Here is a 24,126-nt window from a genome sequence, read left to right as displayed (position 1 = left end):
ACAGTCAACTATCTAAAGACCATTACCAATCAGAATAAATGGTGCCCAGTAGTATGGATGATGCAAACGACTGGCCACTGACCGTTTCAAACCGCTGCGAGTTTGAGCTAAAATTGATAAATTGGCCGATCGACCCAACACTGAATCATCACCTGTAATTAAGGCTATTTGCGCTTTTTGCAAAGCTTCTGCCTTTTTATTTCCCGACAGCAACGCCGTATAAAAAGCAACCATCAAAGCTTGAGTGCCGCCATCATCTACTTTCCATAAAGAAGCGATCGCAGCTTTTGCTCCTGTTTCCTGTATCTGGTAGCCAAAACCTAAAATTTCTTCTCCATTACCTAGTTTACCACCTCTCCCCGTCTCGCAAGCACTCAATACTACCAAGTCTACATTTAGTAGGTTTAAAGTTTGAATATCGGGCAGGGTAATTACATCCCCATCACCTAGCAAAATAAACGAATCTTCTGGTTGTCCGGTAACAAACATAGCATGAGTTGCCAAATGAATAATGTTATAATCTGGCAAGCGGGGAATCATAGTTGTACGATTGAATTCCCGATCGATTAATTTTGTAGTTCCCGGCACCATCGCAGCTAAATTTTCCACTTCTAGCCCCGCAAATGGCAAACCAGAAAAACCCAATCGAGTAGATCCGCGTTCAAAATTATAACGGCCCGCAGCAAAAGCACCAGCTAAAATGCGAGGTTGAGAAGCCGTTTCTTCAGTGAATTTGGTTAGGCTCGTAGCAGTAATATTATTAATTGCAAAGCGCTGCCCCAACCATTGTTTACCATCATATAAAGCGGCTAGAGGAATGTAGCGCAACTGTCCGTCAGGAGCATAAATAATGCTTTTAGCTTGTGCTTCACTCAGATCGTGTTCGAGGGGTTTGATTAACCAATTATAAAGTTTCTTAGCTGGGATTGTGGCATCGGATTTGGGTTCTCCAAAAGCCATGCGGAATTCCATAATTGCTTGATTGAGTTCTTGTTTTTTAACTGCTACAGTACGTCGGAATGGGGGAGAGTCAGCAGTTGTTATTACCAATTCTAAACGGTCTTCTAAAATTAAAGGCTGAATCAATACGGCTTTTTTTTCTAACCGCTGCAATAGGTCTCCCCGTATCGTATTGAGTTGAGCTAGATTCACAGTTTGTACTCTAGCATTAGGACTGAGTTCTTGGATAATGGCAACAATTTCAGGATAATTAATAAATTCGTTGAATGTGCCGCGCATTTCCTGTTGCATTTGCCTGAGATTGGCAATTTCTTGTTGCTGCTGGGGCGTGCGGTTAGCTACGGGAATTTTTTCTAATTCAGCAAGCTTTCTGCCTAGTTGAATCTCTCGATTTAAAATTTCATTATGCCTGTTGCGAATTTGCTGTTCTTGAGGAGTTAAGGGAATACCTTGTGCTGTTTGTTCGTTTCCCCGCACGGAATGCAGGTAATCTTCGATTTCTTGAATTTTGAGTAAATCGAGGACTTGTTGTGCTTCTAAAACTCGATCTTGTTGCAGTAATAGATCGGCGAGGCGGCGGTAGGTATCGGCGACACTTGTTGTGTAATATCGCTGTTGTTCGGCGGGGAGAGAGCGTAATTGGCTGCGAATTGATTCGGTAACGTTGACAGATTCTTTATAGAAAATTATGGCTAATTCTGGTTGATTTTGTTTGGAGATTACGTCAGCAATGTTACTGAGAGTAATTCTTTCTCCAGGGCGATCGCCTACTTCTTTACGGATTGCTAAAGATTCCTGATATAATTGCAAAGCCTGGGAATATTGACCAATTCTTTGATGAACTGTACCTAAACTATCCAAAGTATCACCTAGATCCTTACGATTGCCAAGATTTTGGAAAATTGACAATGATTGTTTGAGGACATCTATGGCTTGAGAATACTGACCTAACTGCTGGTAAACTACGCCTAAATTGTTAAGGGTATTTCCAAATCCTGTAATATCGCCAATCTCTTTACTAATAATTAAAGCTTGCTGATAAAAGTTTAATGCTTCAGTATACTGACCCAGTTTAACATAGGCGAAACCAATGTTATGAAGAGTAGTTCCCATGCCTACTTTATTATTTGTTGCTTGATAAGTAGCTAAAGCTTGTTGATATAAGTTTAGTGCTTGCGAGTATTGACCCAGTTCGCTATAGGTTGAACCAGTCCGATCGAGAATATGAGCTTTATCAGTAGGATTATTTAAAATTTCAAATATCGCTAACGCTTGCTGATAAAACTCTAAAGCACGAACATACTGCCCCAAATTTCCGTAAATTATTCCCAGATTGGTTAAGGCACGTCCTTCACCAGCTCGATCTCTCTCTTCTCTACTAATAGTAAGAGCTTTTTGATAGAACTCTAAAGCACGATAATAATCCCCCATTTCTTGATAAACAGCACCAAGATGATTGAGAGTGTTACCAACTCCTGTTAGATCGTTAAACTCCTGACGAATAGCAAGAGCTTGCTGCAAAACTTCTAGGGCTGGTTGGTATTCGCCTAATAATCGATATACGTCTCCAAGATTGTGGAGAGTAGCTGCTTGCCCAGTACGATTGCCTAAATTTCGACGCACTTCTAATGCTTTTTGATAAAACTCTACTGCTTGATGATATTGACTGAGACGGTCGTAAACAACGCCTATTTTGTGAAGAACTTCCCCCTCACCTGGGCGATCGCCGATTTTTCTCCTAATCTCCAAAACTTGTTGGTAGGTTTCCAGTGCTTTTTGTAGGTCGCCGCTATTTAATTGCTCGTTCGCCTGTTGAAACAGTCTATCTGCTTCAGTTTTAGTATTTTGGGAATTTTGTGCTTGTTCTGGCACTTCCAGCGCTAAAGCATTCGATCTTTGTAACAGGGGGGAGCCGAGCAAAAGCAGGTAGCAAAAAATAAAAGTTGATATCAAAGATAATTCCCTCACTTTTAGCTAACCCTAAACAAGTTTACCTCAATAGGTCATTTGCCTTAAGAACAAGAAATTCCTAACCTGTACGATCGACTATATTACCGGGAGTGGGTGGTCTGACACTAGGAGGCTCTGTGATTGGTCGTTTGATCGGAGTGCTATCTGCTACATGAGAAATTAAAATAGTTTCTCCAGCACCAAGCCTCAACCCGTTTGTTACAGAAACTAATTCCTCAGCTACCTGACTGGCAGATTTTTCATTACTCATTTTCGTTCTTGCCTCTCACCTCATGATTTCCAATTTCATACTCCCTCTAAAAACTTTTTCCGGGAAAAATCAAAATTTTCTCTAAATTAACTCCCCAATCCTCCGGTAAAGCGTTGCGGTTTTGCCAAACTTGCCTTGAGTTTGGCAATCTGCGTTTCAATTTCCTTGACTCTTGGCGTATTTCCTAAAGCTTTGTGACTGTTTATGGCCCGCATCAACCAACGAAGTGCTTCTTGCTTCTCGCCGATCGCCCCGTACAACTCCCCCAAAGCCTCCTCTAACTGCGCTTGCTCCCCGATGTCTTTGGCTGCACTAGCTAATTCCTGTGCTTTTAGATAATTGCTCTCCGCCAGCAATGTCACCCCTTCTTGCCAGTATAAATCGCCGAGCTTGCGATAGGCAATAGCTTCTTGAAAACCCGTTGCTACCAATGCTTCCAATGTCTCGATCGCCTCAGATTTCAAATCCGAACCAATGTAAAAATAAGCACGTTGCAAAGCTTTGGTTTTCTCGGCAATTTTTTGACTGTTAATTTGCTCGATCGCCCCTTTCACCAGTTGCTTTGGGGTCGTTGGTAGCATTCGGAAGCTTCGATCGGGCAGTTTTTCCTCGTCAGATGTCCTGCCGTTCTCAGCTTTTACCACCAGTAAATACACAAATCCCGGTTCCAGTTGTGGTTTTCCCGCATACACTACTTCATTTCCATTAACTTTTGTTTCCCAAATTGCCCGATCGCCCTTCACTAAACTCACAGTATAATTATTAACACCGGGAACTTTATTCCAACGCAACTTCGGGCGATCGTTCAGCAATAAAGTGCGTCGGGGACTGATAATATAAGGAATTAAGACATCAAGAGGCCCGCGAGGATCGGCAGTATAATCCTCACAGTCGATCCCTAGTATTTCCCGTCTATGGATACCTGAAACTTGAGGATGCAATCCATTAATTATCGGATAAACTCTTGACGCTGTGACGATCTGGATTAAAGGCGTCAGCCCAAAAATAGCAAAGTAAGTAAATGTTTTGCCTTTGAGATTGATTGGTGTCAGCTTGGATGGATGATTATTTTTCATGAGCTAAATTATTTTTCATTGTTCGCGATAGCGAAGCGATCGCATAAACTTTGCAAATCTTCATTAGTCCTCTTTTAGAGGACTTGTGCTTTGAGGCAGGGGTTTAAACCCCTGCCGGACTATCGGGGATACGCTATAACTTTAAATTTTGAAAATTTTTGCTGAATTCTTGCCGTATCCATCTCTGTTCTTCAGAAGACTCCGACTGCAAATTATTATAGCATTTTTCCCAATTAGATAGAGATGCTTGTTTATTGCCTTGACGTTCTAAAAGAACAGCTTGCAAACAGTAAGCAACAGAGCGATCGCTAGCAATATTAATCGCTTTCGTCAGGTTATTGTTAGCCTCTTCATATCGCCCTAACTCCAACTGCGCCCAACCTAAATTTTTGTGTATAGTGTACGTTGTCTTAATATCTGTGGCAAGTGGTAAAGCTTTTTCTAACAGCGGTAGAGCTTTCGCATATTGTTTATCTAAAATTTCTAGTCGCGCCAAATTATTTAAAGCTTTATTAACACCTGCCTTGATAGCAATTTGATATGCAGCGCGAGCCTTGTCATACTCTTGTTTGTCTTCATAAATTACGCCTAAGTTATAGTTAACTCTTCCATCATTCCCTTGAAATAATAGAGCTGTTATATAATATAATTCCGCATTATTTAAACGTTGATTTTTGTAATTACTAAAACCTTCTTTGTTAAGATAAAATACTATCTGGGGTGAGAAATTCCACAAACCGCCTAGCAAAAAAAAGCTAGCTAGAGCTAGTTTGCCTACCCAGTTAAAACGAATTCTATCAAAAATAGGATTCGTTTTACTGGGTTCGATCGATGGTTTAATTTCTGGCAACGGTTTCGCCAAGCTTTCCAAGTGCGATCGCGAGTTTACCCCTGCCAAAATTTGCAATATTTCCTGGCAAGTTTGCGGTCGCTTTCCGGGAAAAATCGCCATCATTCGGTCAAGCAAATTTGCCAGATCCGGTGAAACTTGCGTTGCTTTATCTCGCCATATCAATTCACCATTGTCAGGATTTTTAGGTAAATCGATCGGCACTTTTCCTGTCAGTAAATAAACAAAAGTACGTCCTAGAGCAAAGAAATCCGATTGCGGTACTGCATGACCCTCTGCTTGTTCGCTTGGCGTATAACCAGCGGAAATAATCGCCGTGCCTGTATAATTTTCTTTTTGTTGCCGCAAGTAAGTTTCTGTTACTTCTCGTACCGCACCAAAATCAACTAATACCAATTCTCCAGCGGGTTTTAACATGATATTGGACGGTTTAATATCTCGGTGAAAATACTGCTGCTCGTGCAGTAAATTGAGAATTTTTGTTAGTTGATTTAACCACTCAATGGCTGTTTCTGTAGTTATTGGTTGATTGGCTCTTGCTAACATCCACTCTTGTAAATTTTGACCTGGTATTGTTTCCATTACCAGACATGGTAACGCTTTGCTACTACCTTCAGGCCAAGTAAAATATCCGTCTGTTTCTACACGAGGAATGCCAGGATGCCTTTGGCTCATTAAGAACTCTGCTTCTCGCTGAAATAAAATGGTGGCTTTTTGCTTAATATCTGGGTTATTAAAGTTATCTAAATTCAAAACTTTTAATACTTTGGTAATACCACCATCATCTACTTCAAAAATATCGCCAAAGCCACCGCCGCCAATCCGAGCGATCACTCGGTAGCGACCTTGAAGCAAAAACCCTGGATAAATTAAGCTACTTGAAGTCATATTTCTGTTTCTCCCAGCAGTTTTAAAATATTTTTTTCAGCGTATTTACCAGCTTGAGAAGGAGAGTTACGCACTTTTAATAAAAGTTCTTCTAGCGGCTTTTGAAAAGGACTCCCCAGTGTCAACTTCAAACGCTCTATAATTATATTGAACATCGGGTTTTGCTGAGTAGTTTTAGCACCGTCTATTTCCGGCTTTTCATCTAAACCATGACTTCCGATTAAACCTAGGTGTTCGAGAGATTCCGCTTGCATTGCTTCTCGAAGATTTTGACATATTTGTTCAACAAGTTTATGAGTAACATATTTCATCATCACAGGTTCGAGAGTGAATTTGGATTCAGCACTAGAAGGGGAAAGCTCTTTTTCGATTAAGGAACGTCTTGCCAAGGATTCTAATACTGTTAGTAATTCTGAACTAGAAACGCCGGCTGATAATTTTGCTTTCAATTGGCTCAAGGAAATCGGCTGCTGTTCAATGGCCAGCCAGTACATCACAGCTTTTCCTACATCTGATAACCGCTGAAAATGTTCGTTAAGTAAATTGGCAAATATATCGCCAATAACTAAGGAGCTCTGACCGATAAATTGACTAATATTTCCATTAAACAACTCTTGAATTGTGGTAGCAGTAATTTTCAGGGCAGCCGGATGACCTCGGTATATTTGTATCAGTTCGTCTAAGCCGTTTTCTGAGTCAGAAAAACCTTTGGCAGCCAACAGCATTTTTGCATCTGTTTGTTTTAATCCTTTAACTTGTAATGTACGCACAGGTAAGGTTTCACCGGCTAAAGAGGCGACCTCTACAGGTTTTTCTCGCGATAGGACTAATAAGCAGCTTTTATGCCGTTCTTCTCCTATTCGCCGCAGTAGTTGACCGTACCCTTGATAACCGTCTCGGTAGTACCCAGCAATGTCTCCACTTCGCAAAATCATTTCCCAATCATCTAGGATTAGCAAACAACGGCGATCGCGCAAATTCTTGAGCAGGGAAGAAATTTGCTCGTCAGCAGTGGTTGGAAGTTGCGTTTCTGGGGAACTGCTTGCAAATGAATTCAACTCAGTCAAAATTGTGAGTAAGGGAGGTGCATGGCCCAGACTGCGCCAAATTAGATATTCAAATTCACCCTGAAGTTGTTCTCCCAGTTTAGCAGTCAGAGCCGTTTTACCAATACCTCCCATACCCAACAGCGCCACCAAGCGACAGCGATCGCGGAGTATCCATTTACTGAGGGTATTTAATTCTGCGGCGCGGCCGAAAAAATTTGAGACTTCCGGCGCTTCACCCCAATCTTGGCATAAAGGAGTGCCTGTAACTGCAATTGGCTGTGCGGCTGTCTCTGAGTGCAAGAGCGATCGCCTTTCCAATGCCGTTTGAAAGTTTCTTTTACTGACTCTTTCCCCTAAAGCTTCCGAAAGCAGCTTCCATAACTTGGGACCCACATCTTGCATCAGGTATTCGGCAGCATATCCGTAAGCGTCTGCAATCTTATGATACTCATGACCTTCCCAAGATCCCCTCAGAATTATTACTTCTATATCTTTTAAGTGTCTGTTTGTTTTGGCAAATACGGCGGTATCTGCGAGTTTCAGCGCTTCTTCAAAATTCATAATGTTAAAATTTTTTAATTACATCTTGAGTATAACCTGAAGTTTACTGAGGTTTACTTATTTAAACTGAGGTTGCCTCAGTTTTTTTGTTTTCGGATTGAACTTTAACAACTTAGGTTATCTATATCGACCGTACAATAACAACTCGCTACTGTATAAATATCAGCTCAAACAAATGGTCTGAAGCCAAATCAATCGTTTACAACACTTACCTTGAGTTAAATTATGTCTATTAATCATAACGTTCCGTATTTCAGTCAAGAAGATAACGATATTGAACCCTGGCGCACTTGCGGTGCTACAAGTTCGGCAATGTGTCTGAAATACTTTCAAGTTGCAGATTTAGGCCCCTTCGCACAGTACGAAGATGATGTTAAAAAACGTTTCGATCGGCTGGGAATCGATCACGGTTCTCCCGATGGCATCAAAAGATTGTTAGAGGGTTTAGGGTTGAGAGATGATTTGACATTGAAAGGGAGTCTTTCAGACATCACTCGCTCTCTCGATTCTGGCGAGATATGTATATTGCACGGTTTTTGGACGAATTCGGGTCATATTCTAGTTATTCGCGGCTATAACAACAACGGTGACTTTTTTGTGAATGACCCAGCCGGAGAATGGTTCCACTCAGGCTATCGGAAAAATTCCTCATTTTCACCAGATAACAAGGGCGAAAACAAGATATACAGTCGTAAATTGATATCCGCCACTGCCAATGCCTTTAGTTTGCGTGAAGCTTTATCTTTTTATGACACTTGGGACAGTAGCAAGAGCGAATCTACTGCAACAATGTGGCTGCATCGAGTTTCTAAATAACGCTAAATAGTTCCTGCGTTTGCGATTGATATCGCTTCCAGTGCATTACCCCTAAAAAAGATTTGTAGTGAGGACTTTAGTCCGCGTTTTTACCAAATCTGCAACAAAGGACTTCAGTCCTTACTACAAACATTAGCCTCAAGGGAAGTTGCCCCCTCCGTGAGGTAACTTCCACCTAAAAATCAAACAATTCGGAGTCATTTTTTATGTCATTTACAGCAAGAGTTGTAACCGCAGCAGCGTGGGGAGCCAGACCGCCAAAACCTGGAACATTTCCTTTTCAAATGACTATTCCCCGCTATGTCATCGTCCATCATACAAACAACCAAAACCCTCCCAACGATGCCTCAAGAGGCACGCTTGAAGGAGCGATTAAGTTAGCGCGAAACATTCAAAACTTTCACATGGATGATAATGATTGGTCGGACTCAGGACACAACTTCTTAAATACAACCGGAGGGTTGATTTTAGAAGGTCGGCACGGTTCCCTAGATGCTGTGAAAAAAGGGTTTTGCCTTCAGTCAGCCCATGCAGGGCAAGATCCAGGAAAATTAGCCAACGGCAATCAATCTCCTGGTATTGAAAATGAAGGGAATTTCATGACTTTCCAAATGAGTGAAAAGCAATGGGAGAGCCTTGTAGAACTTTGTGTGTCATTATGCGATTCTTGCAATATTACTCCGCTCAATATCAAGGGACACAGAGATTTCAGCAATACTGATTGTCCGGGTGATTTGCTGTACAGTCAACTTCCCAGTTTGAGAAAACAAGTTGCTGATAAGCTAGGTATGCAATTCACTCCCCAACAGCTAGAAAATGAGTCGCCATTTGTGACTCTACGCTTGGGTTCAACAGGTTCAGCCGTTATAAAACTCCAACAGCGATTGCGTGATCGGCGATTTAATCCAGGAGCAGTTGATGGTCTATTTGGTGAAAATACAGAAGTGGCTGTAAAAGCTTTCCAGCGTTCTGTTGGACTTGAAGATGATGGAATATTTGGTATCAACACTCGAACTAAGTTAGGACTTAGTTAACTTTTCTTGAATCCTTAAACTCAAAAACTCTTGCGGGCAGGCATTCTGTCTGCCCAAGACTTGCTTTTCACTTCTATATGTCTTGAGGAGGTTAATCAAATGACACATTCTTCTAGCCTTGAGACTCAACCCAATGCTTTTGAACACGGAAAAGAGCTGGCAGAAATTATTCAGGAGGATAATGGAAAATACTCGACAATGCGAGCCATGAGTTTTATTGCGCTGATTGCAGCGATTGTTTTTGGTGCGATCACAATAACTAGCAAAGATTCTGAGGGAAGATACATTACAACTACTTTTTTAGTTGCTGCTTTTGCGCCAAAAGCTGTGCAAAAATTTGCAGAACGTCCGTAAGTAAAGTTGGTATGACTTACGCACAGGGGCTTAGAAACCGGGTTGTTTTACGAAAATACAAAGGTTGTGACCCGCAGATTGGGTAAAAAACCCGGCTTCTGGAGTCGGAGTGCGTCCAAGACTGGCTGAATTAGATAGATGATTAAAGCAGCCGACGCGCTTGTATAATCTTCTCTATTAGGATGACGATCGCACCTCATCACCTCTTCATTCCCTCACCAAATAAAGGAAATGAAGATTGCAGGTGCGATCGCTCTTTCCTCTGACTAATGACTAATGACTAATGACTAATGACTAATGACTTTCATTCATGTCGCGTACCATCAGGCATCACCGCACCCTTTAAATTAGCCCCTGCCAAATTAGTATCTAACAGCAAAGCATTTCTCAGATTAGCACCCTTCAAATTCGCACTTTCCAGATTAGCCATCCACAGATTAGCCCCCTCCAAATTCGCCCCTGCCAAATCAGCGTTAGCGAGAAAAATACCTTTCAGAAAAGCACCTGTTAAGTTAGCAGTTCTCAAATTACTCCCTCCCAAATAAGCATCCTCTACAAACGCCTTTTCTAGATTGCTTCCCTCCAAATTTGCCCCTGCCAAATTGCTGCTTATCAGGTAAACCCCAGCCAAATTTGCCTGTTTCAAGTTAGCGTTTACCAAATGTGTGCTCCACAAATTGGCATCTTTCAGATTGGCTTTTTCTAAATTGACGCCTTCCAGAAAAACTTCGCTCAAATTCGCCCCGGAAAGATTGCAACCTTGACATTCCCTCGCTGTCAGCAATTGCCGGACTTGATGCTTGACTGACGAACGGTTCGCTGCGAAAATTATTAAACCTGTAGTTGCTAAGGCAATAATACTAAAAATTGTCAACCCGATCGCACTTACAATCTTTCTTTGTCCCGCGCCTCGAAACATCCGCTTACAGTCCCCTAAAAATATTTCGATAATTGTTCGTATTTATAACCTAGTTCCTTCCTTCCCCTGCCCCTATGAAAAAACCGTTAAAATTTAAATTCCTGACGATCGCCCTTATCTCGATCCTAGCAATAATCGGTGTCGGATGTGATCGCCTTTTCAAAAAGCCCTTTCAGCTTCCCGCCTCAGCCAAACAAGAACCCTGGCCCATTCAAACAGGCCTCCGAACAGCCATCCTTCGCGACAACATACCAACAGTCAACCGCGTAGTTTTAGTACCAGACGAAGCCACATTCTTAGCAGCAATCCAAAAATGGAACCTCAAAGGAAACTGGCCTATTCTCATCGAAGACAAAAAATATGCGCCCATGTTTTTGCAGCGCTTTCAACCCGAAGAAATAGTTCGTTTGCCAAGCCTCAAACAGCAATTGCCAAAAAATCAAAAACTCCAGCAATTAATGCTCAACAGCGCAGCAGCAGCCTGGAATGCCACCGATACTCAAACCTTAAAAGCAAAATGGACGCAACTCGGCTGGGAACCCCCAGGAGTAGTAATCACATCAGAAAACGACCCGGCACGTTCTGCAGCAGTTGCCTTAGCAGCCGCTCACGGTCAACCTTTAGTATTTCTAGAAGGCAACTTCGGAAAACCCAACGATACCCTCAATAACACACAGTGGAAAACTCTGCAAACAGCAGTTACAAAAGCTGTCGAATCAACCGGATATTTTTACTCTCAACTCGCAGACCCGATCGACACAATAACCATTGTACGCCAACTAGCAGTCAAATATCAATCTCCTGAAAAACCAGACGAACAACTAGCCGTTACCGACGGTTTGGGAAGACACCCCAACGGCGAACGTTGGGCGGCTGTTGGCTGGATTTACGGTTCCGAGGTGCGATCGATCTATCAAGCCATGTGTGCCATATTTCTAGACAGCCAAACAGCCATGCTTTATGACAGTTACCCCAAGGAAGGAAATTGGGCAAAATATGAAATGGAGGAAGCAGCTAGCGGACTAAAAAGCATAGGTTTAAATGTCGAGGTAGTGCAAAAACCCGAATCTAGCCTGGAAAAGTGGCGGAGTTTAGCCTCAAAACCGTGGACATTTGACTTAATATTAATGAATTCAAAAGGCTATCCAAAATCATTCCAAGTCGGCAACGGCGACGCTTCAGTTGAGGACATACCAAAACTCCAATTTCCCGCAGCAATCCACATGATCCACAGTTGGTCAGCAGCAGCGCCAGATGACACAAACACCGTTGCCGGAAGGTGGCTAGAAAATGGTGCTTACGCCTATGTCGGCAGCGTCAACGAGCCTTTTTTATCTGCCTTTATTCCACCTAAATTAATGGTCGATCGCCTAAAGCGAGGAGCACCCTTTTTAATCGCAGCACGCCAGCTAGAATCCCCTCCCTGGAAAGTCGCCACCATCGGCGATCCGCTAATGTCGATCGCCAAACCCAGACCAAGAATCCGGCCCACTCAACAACCGATGTGATATTATGCGGGATGGAGGGATTTAAAATAGGAGCTTTGAGATTGGTGGTTGTAAGGTAAAATCTCCAATCGCCAATTCTTTAATTTGAAAGTTGTTTTTCACTGAGTTATATGATATGACCCGTTCACTGATGCGATCGACCTAACCACCAAAACTATAAATATAGTTAATTAGCATTATCGCCAGAGTATATCTAAGTTTGAATGTAACTGAGCATACAATCACGCCAAATCCGCGGCTCCTCAGAATCAGTTATTCCACCCCAGCGACCCACCCAAAAAATTTACCCTAAAATACGCCTTAATTAAGTTGTCAATTCCCCTAAAATCACTCAAAATGAAAATAAGAAATAAATTGTAATATTATATAACTTCTCACCGAAGAATTAACCGCTAAATGAGAGCCATCCCTCCTGTGGATCTGCCGCCACCCGGGCCAACCGCAGCAACTCCCCAAGCCTCCCGACTAAGCCCGCTATTCAACCGCCTGCACCCCAGCCCAGAAACCCTCCTGCTTATCCTCTCCCTAGTCATCGGGGGAGTTACGGGCGCAGGCGTCGTCACCTTTCACTACCTCATCCACTTCATCCACAGCCTGATGCTGGAAGACTTCATGGGGGCGATCGCCTCGAAAGGCTCTTGGACACTAGCCTGCATTCCCACCCTTGGCGGAGTCATCATCGGGCTGATGCGCTGGCGGTTTCGAGATTTTGGCCCGAATATGTCTTCCTTAATTGCAGCCACCCGCGGGCTGCAAGAACTCTCCCCCCTCAAACCCATCACCAAAATGATGGCAGCCTCAGTTTCCCTCGGCACCGGCGCCTCCCTCGGCCCGGAAGCCCCCAGCGTCGAAATCGGCGCTAATTTTGGAATGCTGCTGGCTCAAGTCTTGCAGCTCTCCCCAGAACGGCAGCGCTTGCTCCTCGGCGCCGGAGCTGCTGCAGGTTTATCTGCCGGGTTTAACTCTCCCATCGCCGGAGTGTTCTTTGCCTTAGAAGTCGTGCTCGGCAGCACCTTCGCCACTTCGTCAGTCAGCGTTGTCTTGCTCTCCGCCGTAGTTTCGGCGCTCATCGCTCAAATCTGCTTGGGAGCTCAGCCGGCTTTTGCTTTGCCGGTTTACGATGTCCGCAGCCCCCTAGAACTACCTTTGTACATGGGATTGGGCCTTTTGGCGAGCGGAGTCTCCCTAGTCTACACAGAAGCAATTCAATTAGCCGATCGCTGTTTTCAAGGAAAAGTCCGAGGATTTGCTTGGCTGGGACGAATGCCCCGGCCGCTTCACCCCATCATCGGCGGGGCCTGCGTCGGCTTAGTCGCCCTACAATTGCCTCAAATTTTGGGTGTCGGCTACGAAACAGTCCAAGCAATGCTCCAAGATGTTAAATTTTCCTTGCCTTTGCTGTTGCTGCTGCTGTTTGTCAAACTGGCGATGACCGCAATCAGCCTCGGCAGCGGTTTAGTGGGCGGCATCTTCGCTCCGGCGATGTTTTTGGGAGCTTCCCTGGGTTCGGCTTACGGACTCTTTTTGGAAATGCTGCCGACAATGAGCGATCGAGTCGCCGGCCCTGCCGCCTACGCAATGGTGGGAATGGCCGCCGTCCTCGCCGGCAGCGCCAGAGCACCGCTGACAGCCATCCTATTGATGTTTGAATTAACCCGCGATTACCGGATTGTCTTGCCTTTGATGGCCGCAGTCGGATTGAGCGTTTGGTTGGTGGAGTGGGTCAACCGCCGATCGACAGCCCACAGCCTCAACCTTCAGCAAATGGGCGTAGACGTGGCTGTCAATACACCGATCAAAGCCAGAGAACAGTTGCAGGATTGGGAAGATGTTCTGGGCGATCGCATCGTCACAGAACTGATTTCTTGCCAACTCCCCACCGAGGGCGAACACAGGGACGATGAGCCTGTGCTGGCGATCGCCAATGCACATTTGCCGGAAAATGTCAAACCATTGCCTGAAACAAAATCAGCCGTTTGACCAATCTCAACTCCCGTTGCTTCGCCACCAAACAGATCGCCTTAAAGCTAAATCTGACAACCATGATATTTATCAACCCTAAAACGGATTATGCCTTCAAAAAAATATTCGCTTCCTCAGAAAGCAAAGAGATTCTAATTAGCTTTCTCAACGCCTTGATTTATGAAGGAAATCCCACCATTCAAGACTTAGAAATTATCAACCAGAATCTGCCGAGGCAACTTGAAAGTTTAAAAGATACTTACCTCGATGTCACAGCCAAACTAGACGATGGCACTTTAGTCATTATTGAAATTCTAGTTCTCAACGTTCAATATTCTGGCAATCGGGTGTTGTACAATGCAGCCACAACCTACGCATTTCAATTGCAAAGAGGAGAAGGCTATCGAATGCTCAAGCCATTAATAGCTTTAACCATTACAGATTTTGAAATGTTTCGCAACAGCCCTAACTTAATTTCGAGATTTGTGTATAAAGAAGTTAAAAGCAATTTAAACTATCCCGAAGATGCCATGAATTTAGTCTTTATAGAATTACCTAAATTCCATAAAGAAGCAAGTCAACTAGAAACTTTGACAGATAAATGGATATATTTCATGAAATATGCCAGAATTCTCTCAGAAGTTCCCGAAACAATCGATAGCGTACCGGAAATCCACAAAGCATTCGATCTTGCCAATCAAGCCCGGTTAAGTCGGGAAGAAGTAGAAGTTTTGGAACGCAGGGAACAGTTTATTCACGATCAACAGGGGGTAATTATTAAAGCTGTTGAAGAAGCAAGACAGGCAGCAAGACAGGAAAGAATACGAAAAGAAACGCTAGCGATCGCCCGACAATTACTTTCACAGCTAGATAATGCCACGATCGCCCAAGTTACCGGGCTTAGCGTTGAGGATGTGCAGAATTTGCGCTCGACCAATTCATAGTTTAAAGTCGGCGATCGTACCTTGAGCCGATCGCCCACCCTCAACCCCTCGACATCGCAGACAGTGGCGCTACCCTCAAATCTGCTTTAAAATAATCAAAAATTATAAACAAGCCCAGAGGCGCTGAGGTGACTCCTAACGAGGGAACGGCAAACAGCAAAAGTCAGAAAATACCCGGCAAAACCCCCTTGGGTTCTAGTTACTACGGCTTGTTAGGGCTGCATCCTTCCGCATCGCCGATCGAAATTCGGCGCTCGTACCGGGAACTGAGCAAACTCTACCATCCCGATACCACCGAGCTGCCGCCCTCGGTCGCCACCGCCAAATTTCAGCAGCTCAACAACGCCTACGCCACCCTCAGCAACCCAGAACGTCGCCTCGCCTACGACCTCAAAATAGGCTATTCTCGCCTGAACGTGATTGGGCCACCCCCAGGCTTCAATACTCCGGTTTCGGGTTCCGGCAAAAAAACTTACAACTCCGCTTACCTAGATCCCACGGATCGACCTCTTTCCCCCGGAGAAATGTTCGCCCTGTTTATCATGGGAGCTAGCTTAATCGGATGTTTGGTACTGGCGATCGCGATCGGCTTAATTCGCGGCAATTAAACCCTCAAATCCCAAATCTCCAATCTAAAATCGGAAATCCTCAATCCGAAATCCCCAATCTAAAATCTAAAATCTAAAATCTAAAATCCCATGACTCTTCCTTCCGCTGACACTCCTTTGTACAACCATCCACTCCCGGAAATCGAGCAGTGGCTAAAAAGCCACGGCTGCCAGCAAGATCAGCGAGAACTCCACTGCTGGCAGATCGAGCAACTTACATGGAAAGCAGAACTCTCCCTCGATATCGACCAACTCACCGTCCGCTACATCGATTCTGGAGCCGACGGCCAAGACATTCAACGAGCATTCAAATACTCCCTCTCACGTCAGGACATTGAAGCTGCCGTTTTCTCCGGCCCCTAATTTGATTTTAGATTTTAGATTTTAGATTTTAGATTTGTCCTCCAATCTAAAATCTAAAATCGTTATGTTGAGCAGGAGATGACCTACTTGGAAACTGAAAAATCAACCAAAAAATCTAAAATCCCAAATCCAAAAGCGTTACACTTTGCCAAATCGGCGGCTGCGCTTCTGATAATCAGACAAAGCCCGGTGAAACTCCGATCGATCAAAATCCGGCCACAGCGTCTCAGTAATGTAAATTTCCGAATAAGCCATTTGCCATAGTAGAAAATTGCTCAACCGCATTTCCCCACTCGTCCGGATCAGCAAATCCGGGTCACAAACATCAGCAGTATACAAATAGCGTTTAAATAAAACCTCATCAATCTCCTCCGGCTGCAACTTGCCCTCTTGCACCTGAGTCGCGATCGCCCGACAAGCTTGTACAATCTCCTGACGCCCCCCGTAATTCGTCGCCACCGTAAACAAAATCCCCTGATTGTGCTGAGTTGCCGTCACAGAACGCTCGATTTGCGCCTGCAAAGACTTCGGCAAAGCCTGCAAATTCCCCATAAATTGAATTTGCACGTCCTCGTCCACCATCTCCCGCAATTCTTGCCGCAGCTTACCCTCAAACAAACTCATTAAAAAATCCACTTCCCCGGCCGGCCGCCCCCAATTCTCCGTCGAAAAAGCATAGGCCGTTAAAGCTGGAATCCCCCAATCTTTGCAGCAGCGCAGCAGTTCCTTCAGAGTGCTAGCTCCTCGGCGGTGTCCCGCAATCCGCGGCAACCCCCTCTTCTTAGCCCAGCGCCCGTTCCCGTCCATAATCACTGCTATGTGCTTAGGCAGTAGTTCCTGTTGCAGATCCTCCGGCAACTTTTCCAAGCAAATTCCTTGACTCATGGTTTCTCCCGATTACCCGACTAACGGCGCAGTATCCGTTTTAATAGCGTCACTCCCTTCAATCCTATCTGGCGTCCGAGATTGCCGATCGGAATTGGAGCCACAACTCTTTCTCCCTCGGACGGAAACAGCTTTGCTTCCAGCAATTCCTTAAGTTTGTTGCTAGTCAAAGGTCGATTTAAAAGTCCCATCTGGGCTAAAGAAATAGAACCCGTTTCCTCGGACACCACCACGCACACGCAAGCTTGCACCCGTTCCGTAATCCCCATCGCCGCCCGGTGGCGGGTTCCCAACTGCCGCGACGCAGTGCGATCGGACAAAGGCAAAATTACCCCCGCCGACACGATCCGCGAACCTCGAATCAAAACAGCTCCGTCGTGCAGCAAAGTTTGTGGCTGAAAGATAGTCTGCAACAATTCTTTAGAAACTTCAGCATTTAGCTTTAATCCCGGCACAGAAAAATCCCGATCGTCGATCGGAGAATCTGTTTCTATAATTAGTAAAGCGCCCGTGCGGTTTTGCGAAAGTTCTTTTACGGCGTCCACAATTTCATCTATTACGCTGTCCGGTTCGGGAGTAGGTCGGCGATCTCGTCCAAACAATTGCCGAAATTCCCCCCGACCCAATTGTTCCAGAAATCGGCGAAACTCCGACTGCAATATTACCGCCATTGCCACAGCCGAACCAGTTACCAAGCTGTTGAGGGCAACGTGCAACAGCCTCAATCCAGCCCAGTTGCTCACCGCCGCCGCCAGCATCAAAATGATAAATCCCCGTACCATCCACAGCGTTCTGCGCTCGCCAACAATGACGAGCACCAAATACGCAAGGGCAAAAACCAGTCCAATATCGATCCCTTGAATCAATAAGGACTGAACCAGGGCCAAGTCAAAGCCAGATTGTTGATTGTTCATGGTTCATCGAACGCTACCGCCTGTGAACCGCGAACCGTGATGCACTCGAACCCATGAACCATGAACAGTTGTTATAAGGAATATGCTGAAAATCCCCGTATTTTTAGACCGGGAAGTGTCAATCCAATCGCGTGACTGAACAAGGCAAAAGTTAAAAGTGAAAAAGCAATCATCACTAAGTAAACATGGATTGTCTTTCTTTTAACTTTTAACTTCTAAGTTTTTACTTTGGAGCTCCGAGTCGTTCAGGAAGGCGGTCAAGCCTCAGCAAATCCTGGTAAGTTTCCCGCTGTATAATCGCGTTAACTTCCCCATTCCTCACTAAAACCGCTGCCGGTCGGGGTACTCGGTTATAGTTAGAAGCCATACTGTAATTGTATGCCCCTGTGGCCGTAACCGCGAGGACATCTCCGGCCTGACACTCTGGCAATTTGGCATCTTTAATCAGAACATCCCCTGACTCGCAGTGTTTCCCAGCAATTGTCACTGTTTCCGTTAAGGGAGCAGACATTTTACCGGCTGCGAGGACTCGATAAACTGATTGATAGGTAATAGGACGCGGATTGTCCGACATACCTCCATCCACAGCTAAATAAGTCCGCATTCCCGGAATGACTTTTTGAGAGCCAACGGTGTAAGCTGTAACGCAGGCTGTACCGACGAGCGATCGACCCGGTTCGCATAGCAATTTCGGTAATGGCAATTTCTGCCGTTCGCAAGCTGCTACCACTGCAGAGCAAATTGTACGAGCCCAATCTTCAATGCTGGGAGGATCGTCCGCTTCAGTATAGCGAATGCCCAACCCGCCACCAATATTAATTTCTGTTGCTGGTAAACCATAACTCTGTGCTTTAGTCAAGGCCTGAACTATGACTTCGGCTAAATCGTCATGGGGTTGCAGTTCAAAAATCTGAGAGCCGATGTGAGCGTGCACTCCCACGCAAAATAACGACGATTGTTGGCTGATGAATTTAAATACTCGATCGAGCGAGTTGGGATCAAAGCCAAATTTACTATCGATTTGACCCGTCTGAATGTACTCGTGGGTGTGACACTCAATTCCAGGAGTAAACCGCACCATAACTCGTGTCGGCCCACCTGTGAGGCTGCTGACACCCGATTCTCCCAACTCTGCTAGAGTCTCTAAATCCCGCCAATTGTCGGCTACGGTAATGCAGCCGCTTTCGACAGCTAGCCGCAGTTCCTCGCGGGACTTGTTGTTACCGTGGAAGTAGATTTTGTCGGGACTGACACCGGCTTGCAGTGCAGTGTAGATTTCTCCGGCGGATACGACATCTATCCCTAAACCTTCGTCCGCTGCGATCGCGCAAACTGCCAAACAACTCCAAGCTTTAGAAGCATAGAGCACTTGAGATTCGCCCGGATAGTAACGCTTAAAAGCATCCCGGTACTGGGTACAAGCCGCCCGCAACGTTTCTTCGTCTAAAATATACAACGGCGAGCCAAATTGCTCCACCAAAGCTGTCACCTCGCAGCCTCCGATTTCTAACCGATCGCTGCTGTTAACACTGGCTGTCAGCGGTAACAGTTCTTGATTGGGCGATCGAGTTTGCAGGGCTTGTTGAGACTCAGACAGATACTTAAGTCCCGATTCCACCCCGAAAGATTGAGTTGATACCATCGCGCAATAACTATCCTTACGGTCTTTCCCAGTGTACAATTGACGGCAAGCAATTGGGTCAGTTGCCCCCAGATTCATTCCGCAAGCAGGCTGACTGAGACTCGATCGAACTGGAGCATCCTTGCAGTGAGTAATTATCCAATCTAAAATCTCAAATCTAAAATTTAAAATCGACTGTGCGTTTTCTACAAATTAAACATCTCGCCACAGAAGACCTCAACAGTGCAGTCGAACTCGATCGACTTTGTTTTGGCGGAATTTGGGCGATCGAAGGCTACAGGCGCGAGTTAGACAGTCCTAACAGCGATTTATTAGGTCTTTGGACATGGGAGGGGGCGGGCACGGGGACACCGCCCCTACAGATTCGGGCGGGCACGGGGGCACCGCCCCTACAGATTCGGGCGAGCACGGGGGCACCGCCCCTACAGATTCGGGCGGGCACGGAGACACCGCCCCTACAGATTCCGCCAACTCTCATTGGTATCGGTTGTTTGTGGGCGATTTTAGAAGAAGCTCACATTATAATGCTGGCAATTCATCCTCAGTTTCAAGGTCAGGGTTTGGGACAAGCTCTGCTTTTGGCTTTGCTAAAATCGGCTTGTGACCGACAATTAGAACGGGCAACTTTAGAAGTGCGGGACTCGAATTTAGCCGCAGTTTCCCTGTACAAAAAGTTTGGTTTTAAAGAGGCTGGACGGCGCAAGCGATACTACGAAGACACTGGGGAAGATGCTCTGGTGATGTGGCGCAGCGGTCTGGAAAAACCGGAATTTCAGCGATATTTGGCGGATGAGAAAGTGCAGATGTGCGATCGGCTGCATCAGAAAAACTGGCATTTGGCGATCGATAAATTTTGAGTTGATAATGTAATTTATTGCGCCTTTAACTGAGATTGCTGGGAGGGTGGTCAACAGGTCGAGGAACTCGACCGAATAGGGGTTGCAGCCCTGCAACTACGTTTATAAAAGCGACGTTGATTCAGGGTAAGCGCATCTAATGTTGTATAAAATTTGACAAATTTTTTGCACTTGATATAGAAAAAACTCAAAAAATTGTCCTAACTGAACTTAATTTCCTTCTCTTGCATTATTAGTTGCAAAAAGCAGTATTTAAAACTACATTTTGCCAACTCACTAAAATTAGAGAATGTTTGAGAACGCAAAAATAAGTTGATTTTAGCTCTGCTCCTTGCCAAAAAATTAATATCTTTGACCTATTTTAGCAGTAAAGGCAATTTGTCTGTATCGTAAGTAACCACTTAAGATGCGCTTACCCTGGACGTTGATTACGAGTTAACTTCATCAACTCTTGCATATCTAATGAATATTGAGCTAGATAATTTACCCACGGGTCTCCATGTAACTTATTAACCAATAAGTTATGAAGAGAAAATTAGCGCGATCGTTAATTGAGGTACAGGATAGAAATTGTTGCAAGTGGCGACGGCGACTTTCGGTTGTAATTGGATATGTAAATACCCGTGCGCTCCGTTTTAATCTCACTTGTTTCTCGCTGTTGTAGCAGGTTAAGTTAGATTATTAGTAGAATAAACTGAGCGTGCGTCAGTTATTTTGGTAAGTGGGTTTAATACAATGTACTCATCTTAGATGAATCCACGAGATCTCTAGAGCCTGTGAGTGGAACGGAAGTTTTAGACCAGCTATTCGCTCACAGGCAAGGTCAAACTACCATTATCATTAGCCATCGCCCTAGATCGATCGAGCAGACTGGATTGTGATTCTGGAAAATGGGCAGTTAAAAATTCAAGGGACTTTGGAAGAGTTGCGATCGCAACCGGGAAAGCATTTAGATTTCTTGACATGACGGGGTGACAACCCTGTCAAAAGACCTGCTGACGGCGGATTGGGGTAGAAATTTAAGGGGGAGACAAGCGCCCCAAGACGTAATCTCTCACTATTAATAGCGATCGCATTTCAGTAAGCCAAAGCTTTTCTCCCCAAGGAATCCTCACCATTTTAGTAAAAAAGCTGACCTCAAAGTCATAACAAAGCTGGCATCACTTTATTTATTTGTGCCCCCATCTTCCAGAGACTTATACTTCGACCCATCAGGCATAACAGCACCTGTGAGCAAAGCACCGCTCAGCTCAGAAATGCTAACTTTAGCACCTTTGAGATTTGCACCAGTTAGGTAGGCACTCTTCAGGTTAGCACCACTCAAACTAGCATTCGTCAAATTGACGCCGCTCATATTTGCGTTACTCAAGTCTGCACAAATTAAATTAGCGCCACTGAGGTTGGCACTACTGAAATTAACCTGACTCAAGCGAGCAAAACTCAGGTTGGCATGACTGAGATTAGCACCACTCAATTTAGCCTGACTGAGGTTAGCATTATTGAGGTTAGCGTGGCTCAGGTTGGCATTACTGAGGTCCGCTTCACTCAATTTGGTTTCACTTAGATTGGCCCTAGAGAGATTAATAGCTACTAACTCTGCACCAATAGCATCTACACCTCTGAGAGAAACACCATCTTCATTCAAATCTTGGAGTGCCAGAACTCTTGCATAGCTAACTTTTACGCCGTGCGCTGCATCAACTGTACTCCAAGCTTGGTAATGAAATTGCTTCCTGCGATCCGGAGCTTCCTTAATGAATAAAATTAAAGCAACGACCATACTAAGAGCATCAACACTCTGCAAAATCTCTCCAATCAAAGAATTATCGTCTGCCGCCACATAAATTATGATGAACAGAACGGCTGAAACAATAGCCACTAACCAGGCAGGTTGTGCCCAAAAATTATCAATGAGTTTTCCTACAATTCCTTTGAGAACTTCACCCAAGCGCTGAATGAGTGATTGACCCTGAAATTGCTGATAACTATCAGTTATTTTCGAGAGCATTTTTTGGATAATTTCAGCATCCAACTGAATAGATACTAAAGGCTTTTTCTGTTCCTCGGTTGGTAGCGCAATCGCCTTAGATTCGTTCACTAATTGTGTCTGTGATTCTTGTGGCTGATGGTGGGTGACATCTTTTTTATCGGCGACAACATTTGGTGAAGAATCTGCACCTGCGCCTTTTAACATCAAACCAGTAATTGCTCTGTAAGCATCTGTCCACGCCAGCTTGACTTCGGGAGTCCAATCTTCTTCGAGATACTGCTCAAAAGCCATCAGCAGTGCGTCTCCAACAGGCCCATAATATTTGGGAATTACCCCATAGCCGATGTGTCTGCCTCCCAAGGCATTGAGAACAGGCACTAAAGCTTCTGGAGAGCGGAGATTTTCTACTACCAATACCAAAGCATTTATGAGCTTTTTCTGTTGCTTTTCTAAATCGATATTAGCAAACAGCGGTTTAAATTCTGGGTGCGCGATGAAGAGGTTTCCGTAGAAGCTTGCGGCAAATTCATCAGCACGAGGTTTGATTTTCTCAAAACTGCTTGCCAGTATATCTACGGCTAACTTTGGCTCTTCTTCTTGAACTGATTCTAGTTGGTGATTAGCTGCTATAGTCACCTGTTTCTCTGGAATTATCTCTGTTTCTAATTGAACTTCTTCAGGTGTAGTTTCTACACCTGCGCCTTTTAACATCAAACCAGTAATTGCTATGTAAGCATCTGTCCACGCCAGCTTTACTTCGGTTGTCCAATCTTGCTGGAGAGACTGCTCAAAAGCACTTAGTAGTGCGTCTCCAACTGGACCATAATATTTGGGAATTACTCCATAACCGATGTGTCTGCCTCCCAGTGCATTGAGAACTGGCCCTAAAGCCTCTGGAGAACGGAGATTTTCTACTACTAAAACCAGAGCACTTAGGAGCTTTTTCTGTTGCTTTTCCATATCAGTTTTGGCAAAAAGCGGTTTCAACTCGGGGTGAGCTGTAAACAATTTTTCGTAGAAGCTAGCGGCAAATTCATCAGCACTAGGTTTTATTTTCTCGAAACTTTGCTCTAAAAGTTCAACATTTAAAGACATATTTTTGTTGTTCTCTTGAAAGTTGACCATCCCTTGTCTAAAGACAGGGTTTTTTAACTAAGTAGGTAGGCGCTATAAAACGCAATTATGTAAGCGATTGTAAAATATCCTTAGCCCTAAGCGTGGCTAAGTCAGCGCTGTTTACATACTGTTACATGGCTCTGTTTAATGCCGCCTACCTACTTATGTGGCTCTGATGAGTGCTTTTGATATAGTTTTTGGAATTTGAGAGTTTCTTTGGTGACGCCAGGACCAAATATTACAAAGTCAAATTTTCCAACTCTTGCAAGAGGGCAGCCATAAACTCCTCTGCATCGTTGATGCCCATTTCTCCTAAAGCTTTCCACTCTTCACTGGTGTAATCTAAATCTAGCCCCATCACGTCTTGAGTCCAATAGGGCAAATTAGATGGGTTTTCCATTAGGTCACAGGTTATTTTTAAGATGTCTGTTCCGGTCGTCTTTTTTCTAGCCTTTGTCGCTAAGCAAAAGGAGAGCAATTTCGCCAAATTACTTTCTGGTGGAATGGCTATTAGAAATGCCATATTTTGTGCTAGTACAAACTTGTCTAATTTCATTGGATATTTTCCTGTTCCTAGTTTTAGGTACTCACCTAAGTATTTTTTTTTAG

20 protein-coding genes are annotated in these 24,126 nt (G+C 44.5%); 9 read left to right on the top strand and 11 right to left on the bottom strand.

Going from position 1 to position 24,126, the window contains the following annotated elements; translation table 11 throughout:
- Positions 1-12: 12 nt before the first annotated feature.
- From QUA24_RS06230 to QUA24_RS06210, 5 genes are all read right to left on the bottom strand, one after another.
- On the bottom strand, positions 13-2,913 hold the full coding sequence (locus QUA24_RS06230; RefSeq protein WP_333228095.1) for a tetratricopeptide repeat protein: 2,901 nt from the start codon (positions 2,911-2,913) through the stop codon (positions 13-15).
- 76 nt (positions 2,914-2,989) lie between these two features.
- Positions 2,990-3,181, bottom strand: a complete 192-nt coding sequence (locus tag QUA24_RS06225) for a hypothetical protein (RefSeq protein WP_333228093.1) — start codon at positions 3,179-3,181, stop codon at positions 2,990-2,992.
- Positions 3,182-3,267: 86 nt separating this feature from the next.
- Positions 3,268-4,257, bottom strand: coding sequence for a tetratricopeptide repeat protein (locus QUA24_RS06220; RefSeq protein WP_333228092.1), 990 nt, complete (start codon positions 4,255-4,257; stop codon positions 3,268-3,270).
- Positions 4,258-4,390: 133 nt separating this feature from the next.
- The gene (locus tag QUA24_RS06215; RefSeq protein WP_333228089.1) at positions 4,391-5,995 is read right to left on the bottom strand and encodes a protein kinase domain-containing protein; all 1,605 of its coding nucleotides are present in this window, start codon (positions 5,993-5,995) and stop codon (positions 4,391-4,393) included.
- The gene (locus QUA24_RS06210) at positions 5,992-7,605 is read right to left on the bottom strand and encodes an NB-ARC domain-containing protein (protein WP_333228087.1); all 1,614 of its coding nucleotides are present in this window, start codon (positions 7,603-7,605) and stop codon (positions 5,992-5,994) included. The genes QUA24_RS06215 and QUA24_RS06210 overlap by 4 nt, the downstream gene beginning before the upstream one ends.
- 225 nt (positions 7,606-7,830) lie before the next feature.
- On the opposite strand from QUA24_RS06210, the gene QUA24_RS06205 reads away from it, so the two are divergent.
- From QUA24_RS06205 to QUA24_RS06195, 3 genes are all read left to right on the top strand, one after another.
- Positions 7,831-8,421: a C39 family peptidase gene (locus tag QUA24_RS06205; RefSeq protein ID WP_333228085.1), complete on the top strand. Its 591-nt coding sequence runs from the start codon at positions 7,831-7,833 to the stop codon at positions 8,419-8,421.
- A gap of 206 nt (positions 8,422-8,627) precedes the next feature.
- On the top strand, positions 8,628-9,455 hold the full coding sequence (locus QUA24_RS06200) for an N-acetylmuramoyl-L-alanine amidase (RefSeq protein WP_333228083.1): 828 nt from the start codon (positions 8,628-8,630) through the stop codon (positions 9,453-9,455).
- A 99-nt stretch (positions 9,456-9,554) separates the two neighbouring features.
- On the top strand, positions 9,555-9,809 hold the full coding sequence (locus tag QUA24_RS06195) for a hypothetical protein (protein ID WP_333228081.1): 255 nt from the start codon (positions 9,555-9,557) through the stop codon (positions 9,807-9,809).
- Between the two features lie 304 nt (positions 9,810-10,113).
- On the opposite strand, the gene QUA24_RS06190 is transcribed toward QUA24_RS06195, so the two are convergent.
- Complete coding sequence (locus QUA24_RS06190) at positions 10,114-10,728, bottom strand: pentapeptide repeat-containing protein (protein ID WP_333228079.1); 615 nt, start codon at positions 10,726-10,728, stop codon at positions 10,114-10,116.
- 74 nt (positions 10,729-10,802) lie between these two features.
- On the opposite strand from QUA24_RS06190, the gene QUA24_RS06185 reads away from it, so the two are divergent.
- From QUA24_RS06185 to QUA24_RS06165, 5 genes are all read left to right on the top strand, one after another.
- Positions 10,803-12,236 carry a hypothetical protein gene (locus QUA24_RS06185; protein ID WP_333228077.1) on the top strand — a complete coding sequence of 478 codons (1,434 nt, stop codon included), beginning with the start codon at positions 10,803-10,805 and terminating at the stop codon, positions 12,234-12,236.
- Between the two features lie 396 nt (positions 12,237-12,632).
- Positions 12,633-14,216: a chloride channel protein gene (locus QUA24_RS06180; RefSeq protein ID WP_333228075.1), complete on the top strand. Its 1,584-nt coding sequence runs from the start codon at positions 12,633-12,635 to the stop codon at positions 14,214-14,216.
- Between the two features lie 62 nt (positions 14,217-14,278).
- Positions 14,279-15,142 carry an Rpn family recombination-promoting nuclease/putative transposase gene (locus QUA24_RS06175; RefSeq protein ID WP_333164945.1) on the top strand — a complete coding sequence of 288 codons (864 nt, stop codon included), beginning with the start codon at positions 14,279-14,281 and terminating at the stop codon, positions 15,140-15,142.
- A gap of 128 nt (positions 15,143-15,270) precedes the next feature.
- Positions 15,271-15,750: a J domain-containing protein gene (locus QUA24_RS06170; protein ID WP_333228073.1), complete on the top strand. Its 480-nt coding sequence runs from the start codon at positions 15,271-15,273 to the stop codon at positions 15,748-15,750.
- Positions 15,751-15,840: 90 nt separating this feature from the next.
- Positions 15,841-16,113 carry a DUF3143 domain-containing protein gene (locus QUA24_RS06165; protein ID WP_333228071.1) on the top strand — a complete coding sequence of 91 codons (273 nt, stop codon included), beginning with the start codon at positions 15,841-15,843 and terminating at the stop codon, positions 16,111-16,113.
- A gap of 138 nt (positions 16,114-16,251) precedes the next feature.
- Here the strand turns inward: QUA24_RS06165 and QUA24_RS06160 are convergent, their stop codons facing one another.
- The 3 genes from QUA24_RS06160 to lysA all read right to left on the bottom strand — a co-directional run bounded on the left by QUA24_RS06160 (position 16,252) and on the right by lysA (position 19,554).
- Positions 16,252-16,998, bottom strand: a complete 747-nt coding sequence (locus tag QUA24_RS06160) for an isoprenyl transferase (RefSeq protein WP_333228069.1) — start codon at positions 16,996-16,998, stop codon at positions 16,252-16,254.
- Between the two features lie 20 nt (positions 16,999-17,018).
- Positions 17,019-17,912 (bottom strand): diadenylate cyclase CdaA, encoded by an 894-nt coding sequence (gene cdaA / locus QUA24_RS06155; RefSeq protein ID WP_333055496.1) that lies wholly within the window; start codon positions 17,910-17,912, stop codon positions 17,019-17,021.
- Between the two features lie 223 nt (positions 17,913-18,135).
- Complete coding sequence (gene lysA / locus QUA24_RS06150; protein WP_333228067.1) at positions 18,136-19,554, bottom strand: diaminopimelate decarboxylase; 1,419 nt, start codon at positions 19,552-19,554, stop codon at positions 18,136-18,138.
- Positions 19,555-19,730: 176 nt separating this feature from the next.
- On the opposite strand from lysA, the gene rimI reads away from it, so the two are divergent.
- A complete protein-coding gene (gene rimI / locus QUA24_RS06145) occupies positions 19,731-20,411 on the top strand; it encodes a ribosomal protein S18-alanine N-acetyltransferase (protein WP_333228065.1) in 681 nt (226 codons plus the stop codon).
- A 1,165-nt stretch (positions 20,412-21,576) separates the two neighbouring features.
- Here rimI and QUA24_RS06140 read toward each other — a convergent pair.
- On the bottom strand, positions 21,577-23,496 hold the full coding sequence (locus tag QUA24_RS06140; RefSeq protein WP_333228063.1) for a pentapeptide repeat-containing protein: 1,920 nt from the start codon (positions 23,494-23,496) through the stop codon (positions 21,577-21,579).
- A 259-nt stretch (positions 23,497-23,755) separates the two neighbouring features.
- On the bottom strand, positions 23,756-24,073 hold the full coding sequence (locus QUA24_RS06135) for a hypothetical protein (protein ID WP_333228061.1): 318 nt from the start codon (positions 24,071-24,073) through the stop codon (positions 23,756-23,758).
- Between the last annotated feature and the right edge of the window lie 53 nt (positions 24,074-24,126).

Source organism: Microcoleus sp. Pol12B5 (genome assembly GCF_036701335.1).
Taxonomy (GTDB): Bacteria; Cyanobacteriota; Cyanobacteriia; order Cyanobacteriales; family Microcoleaceae; genus Microcoleus.
This window is presented reverse-complemented; position numbering and strand designations above follow the sequence as displayed.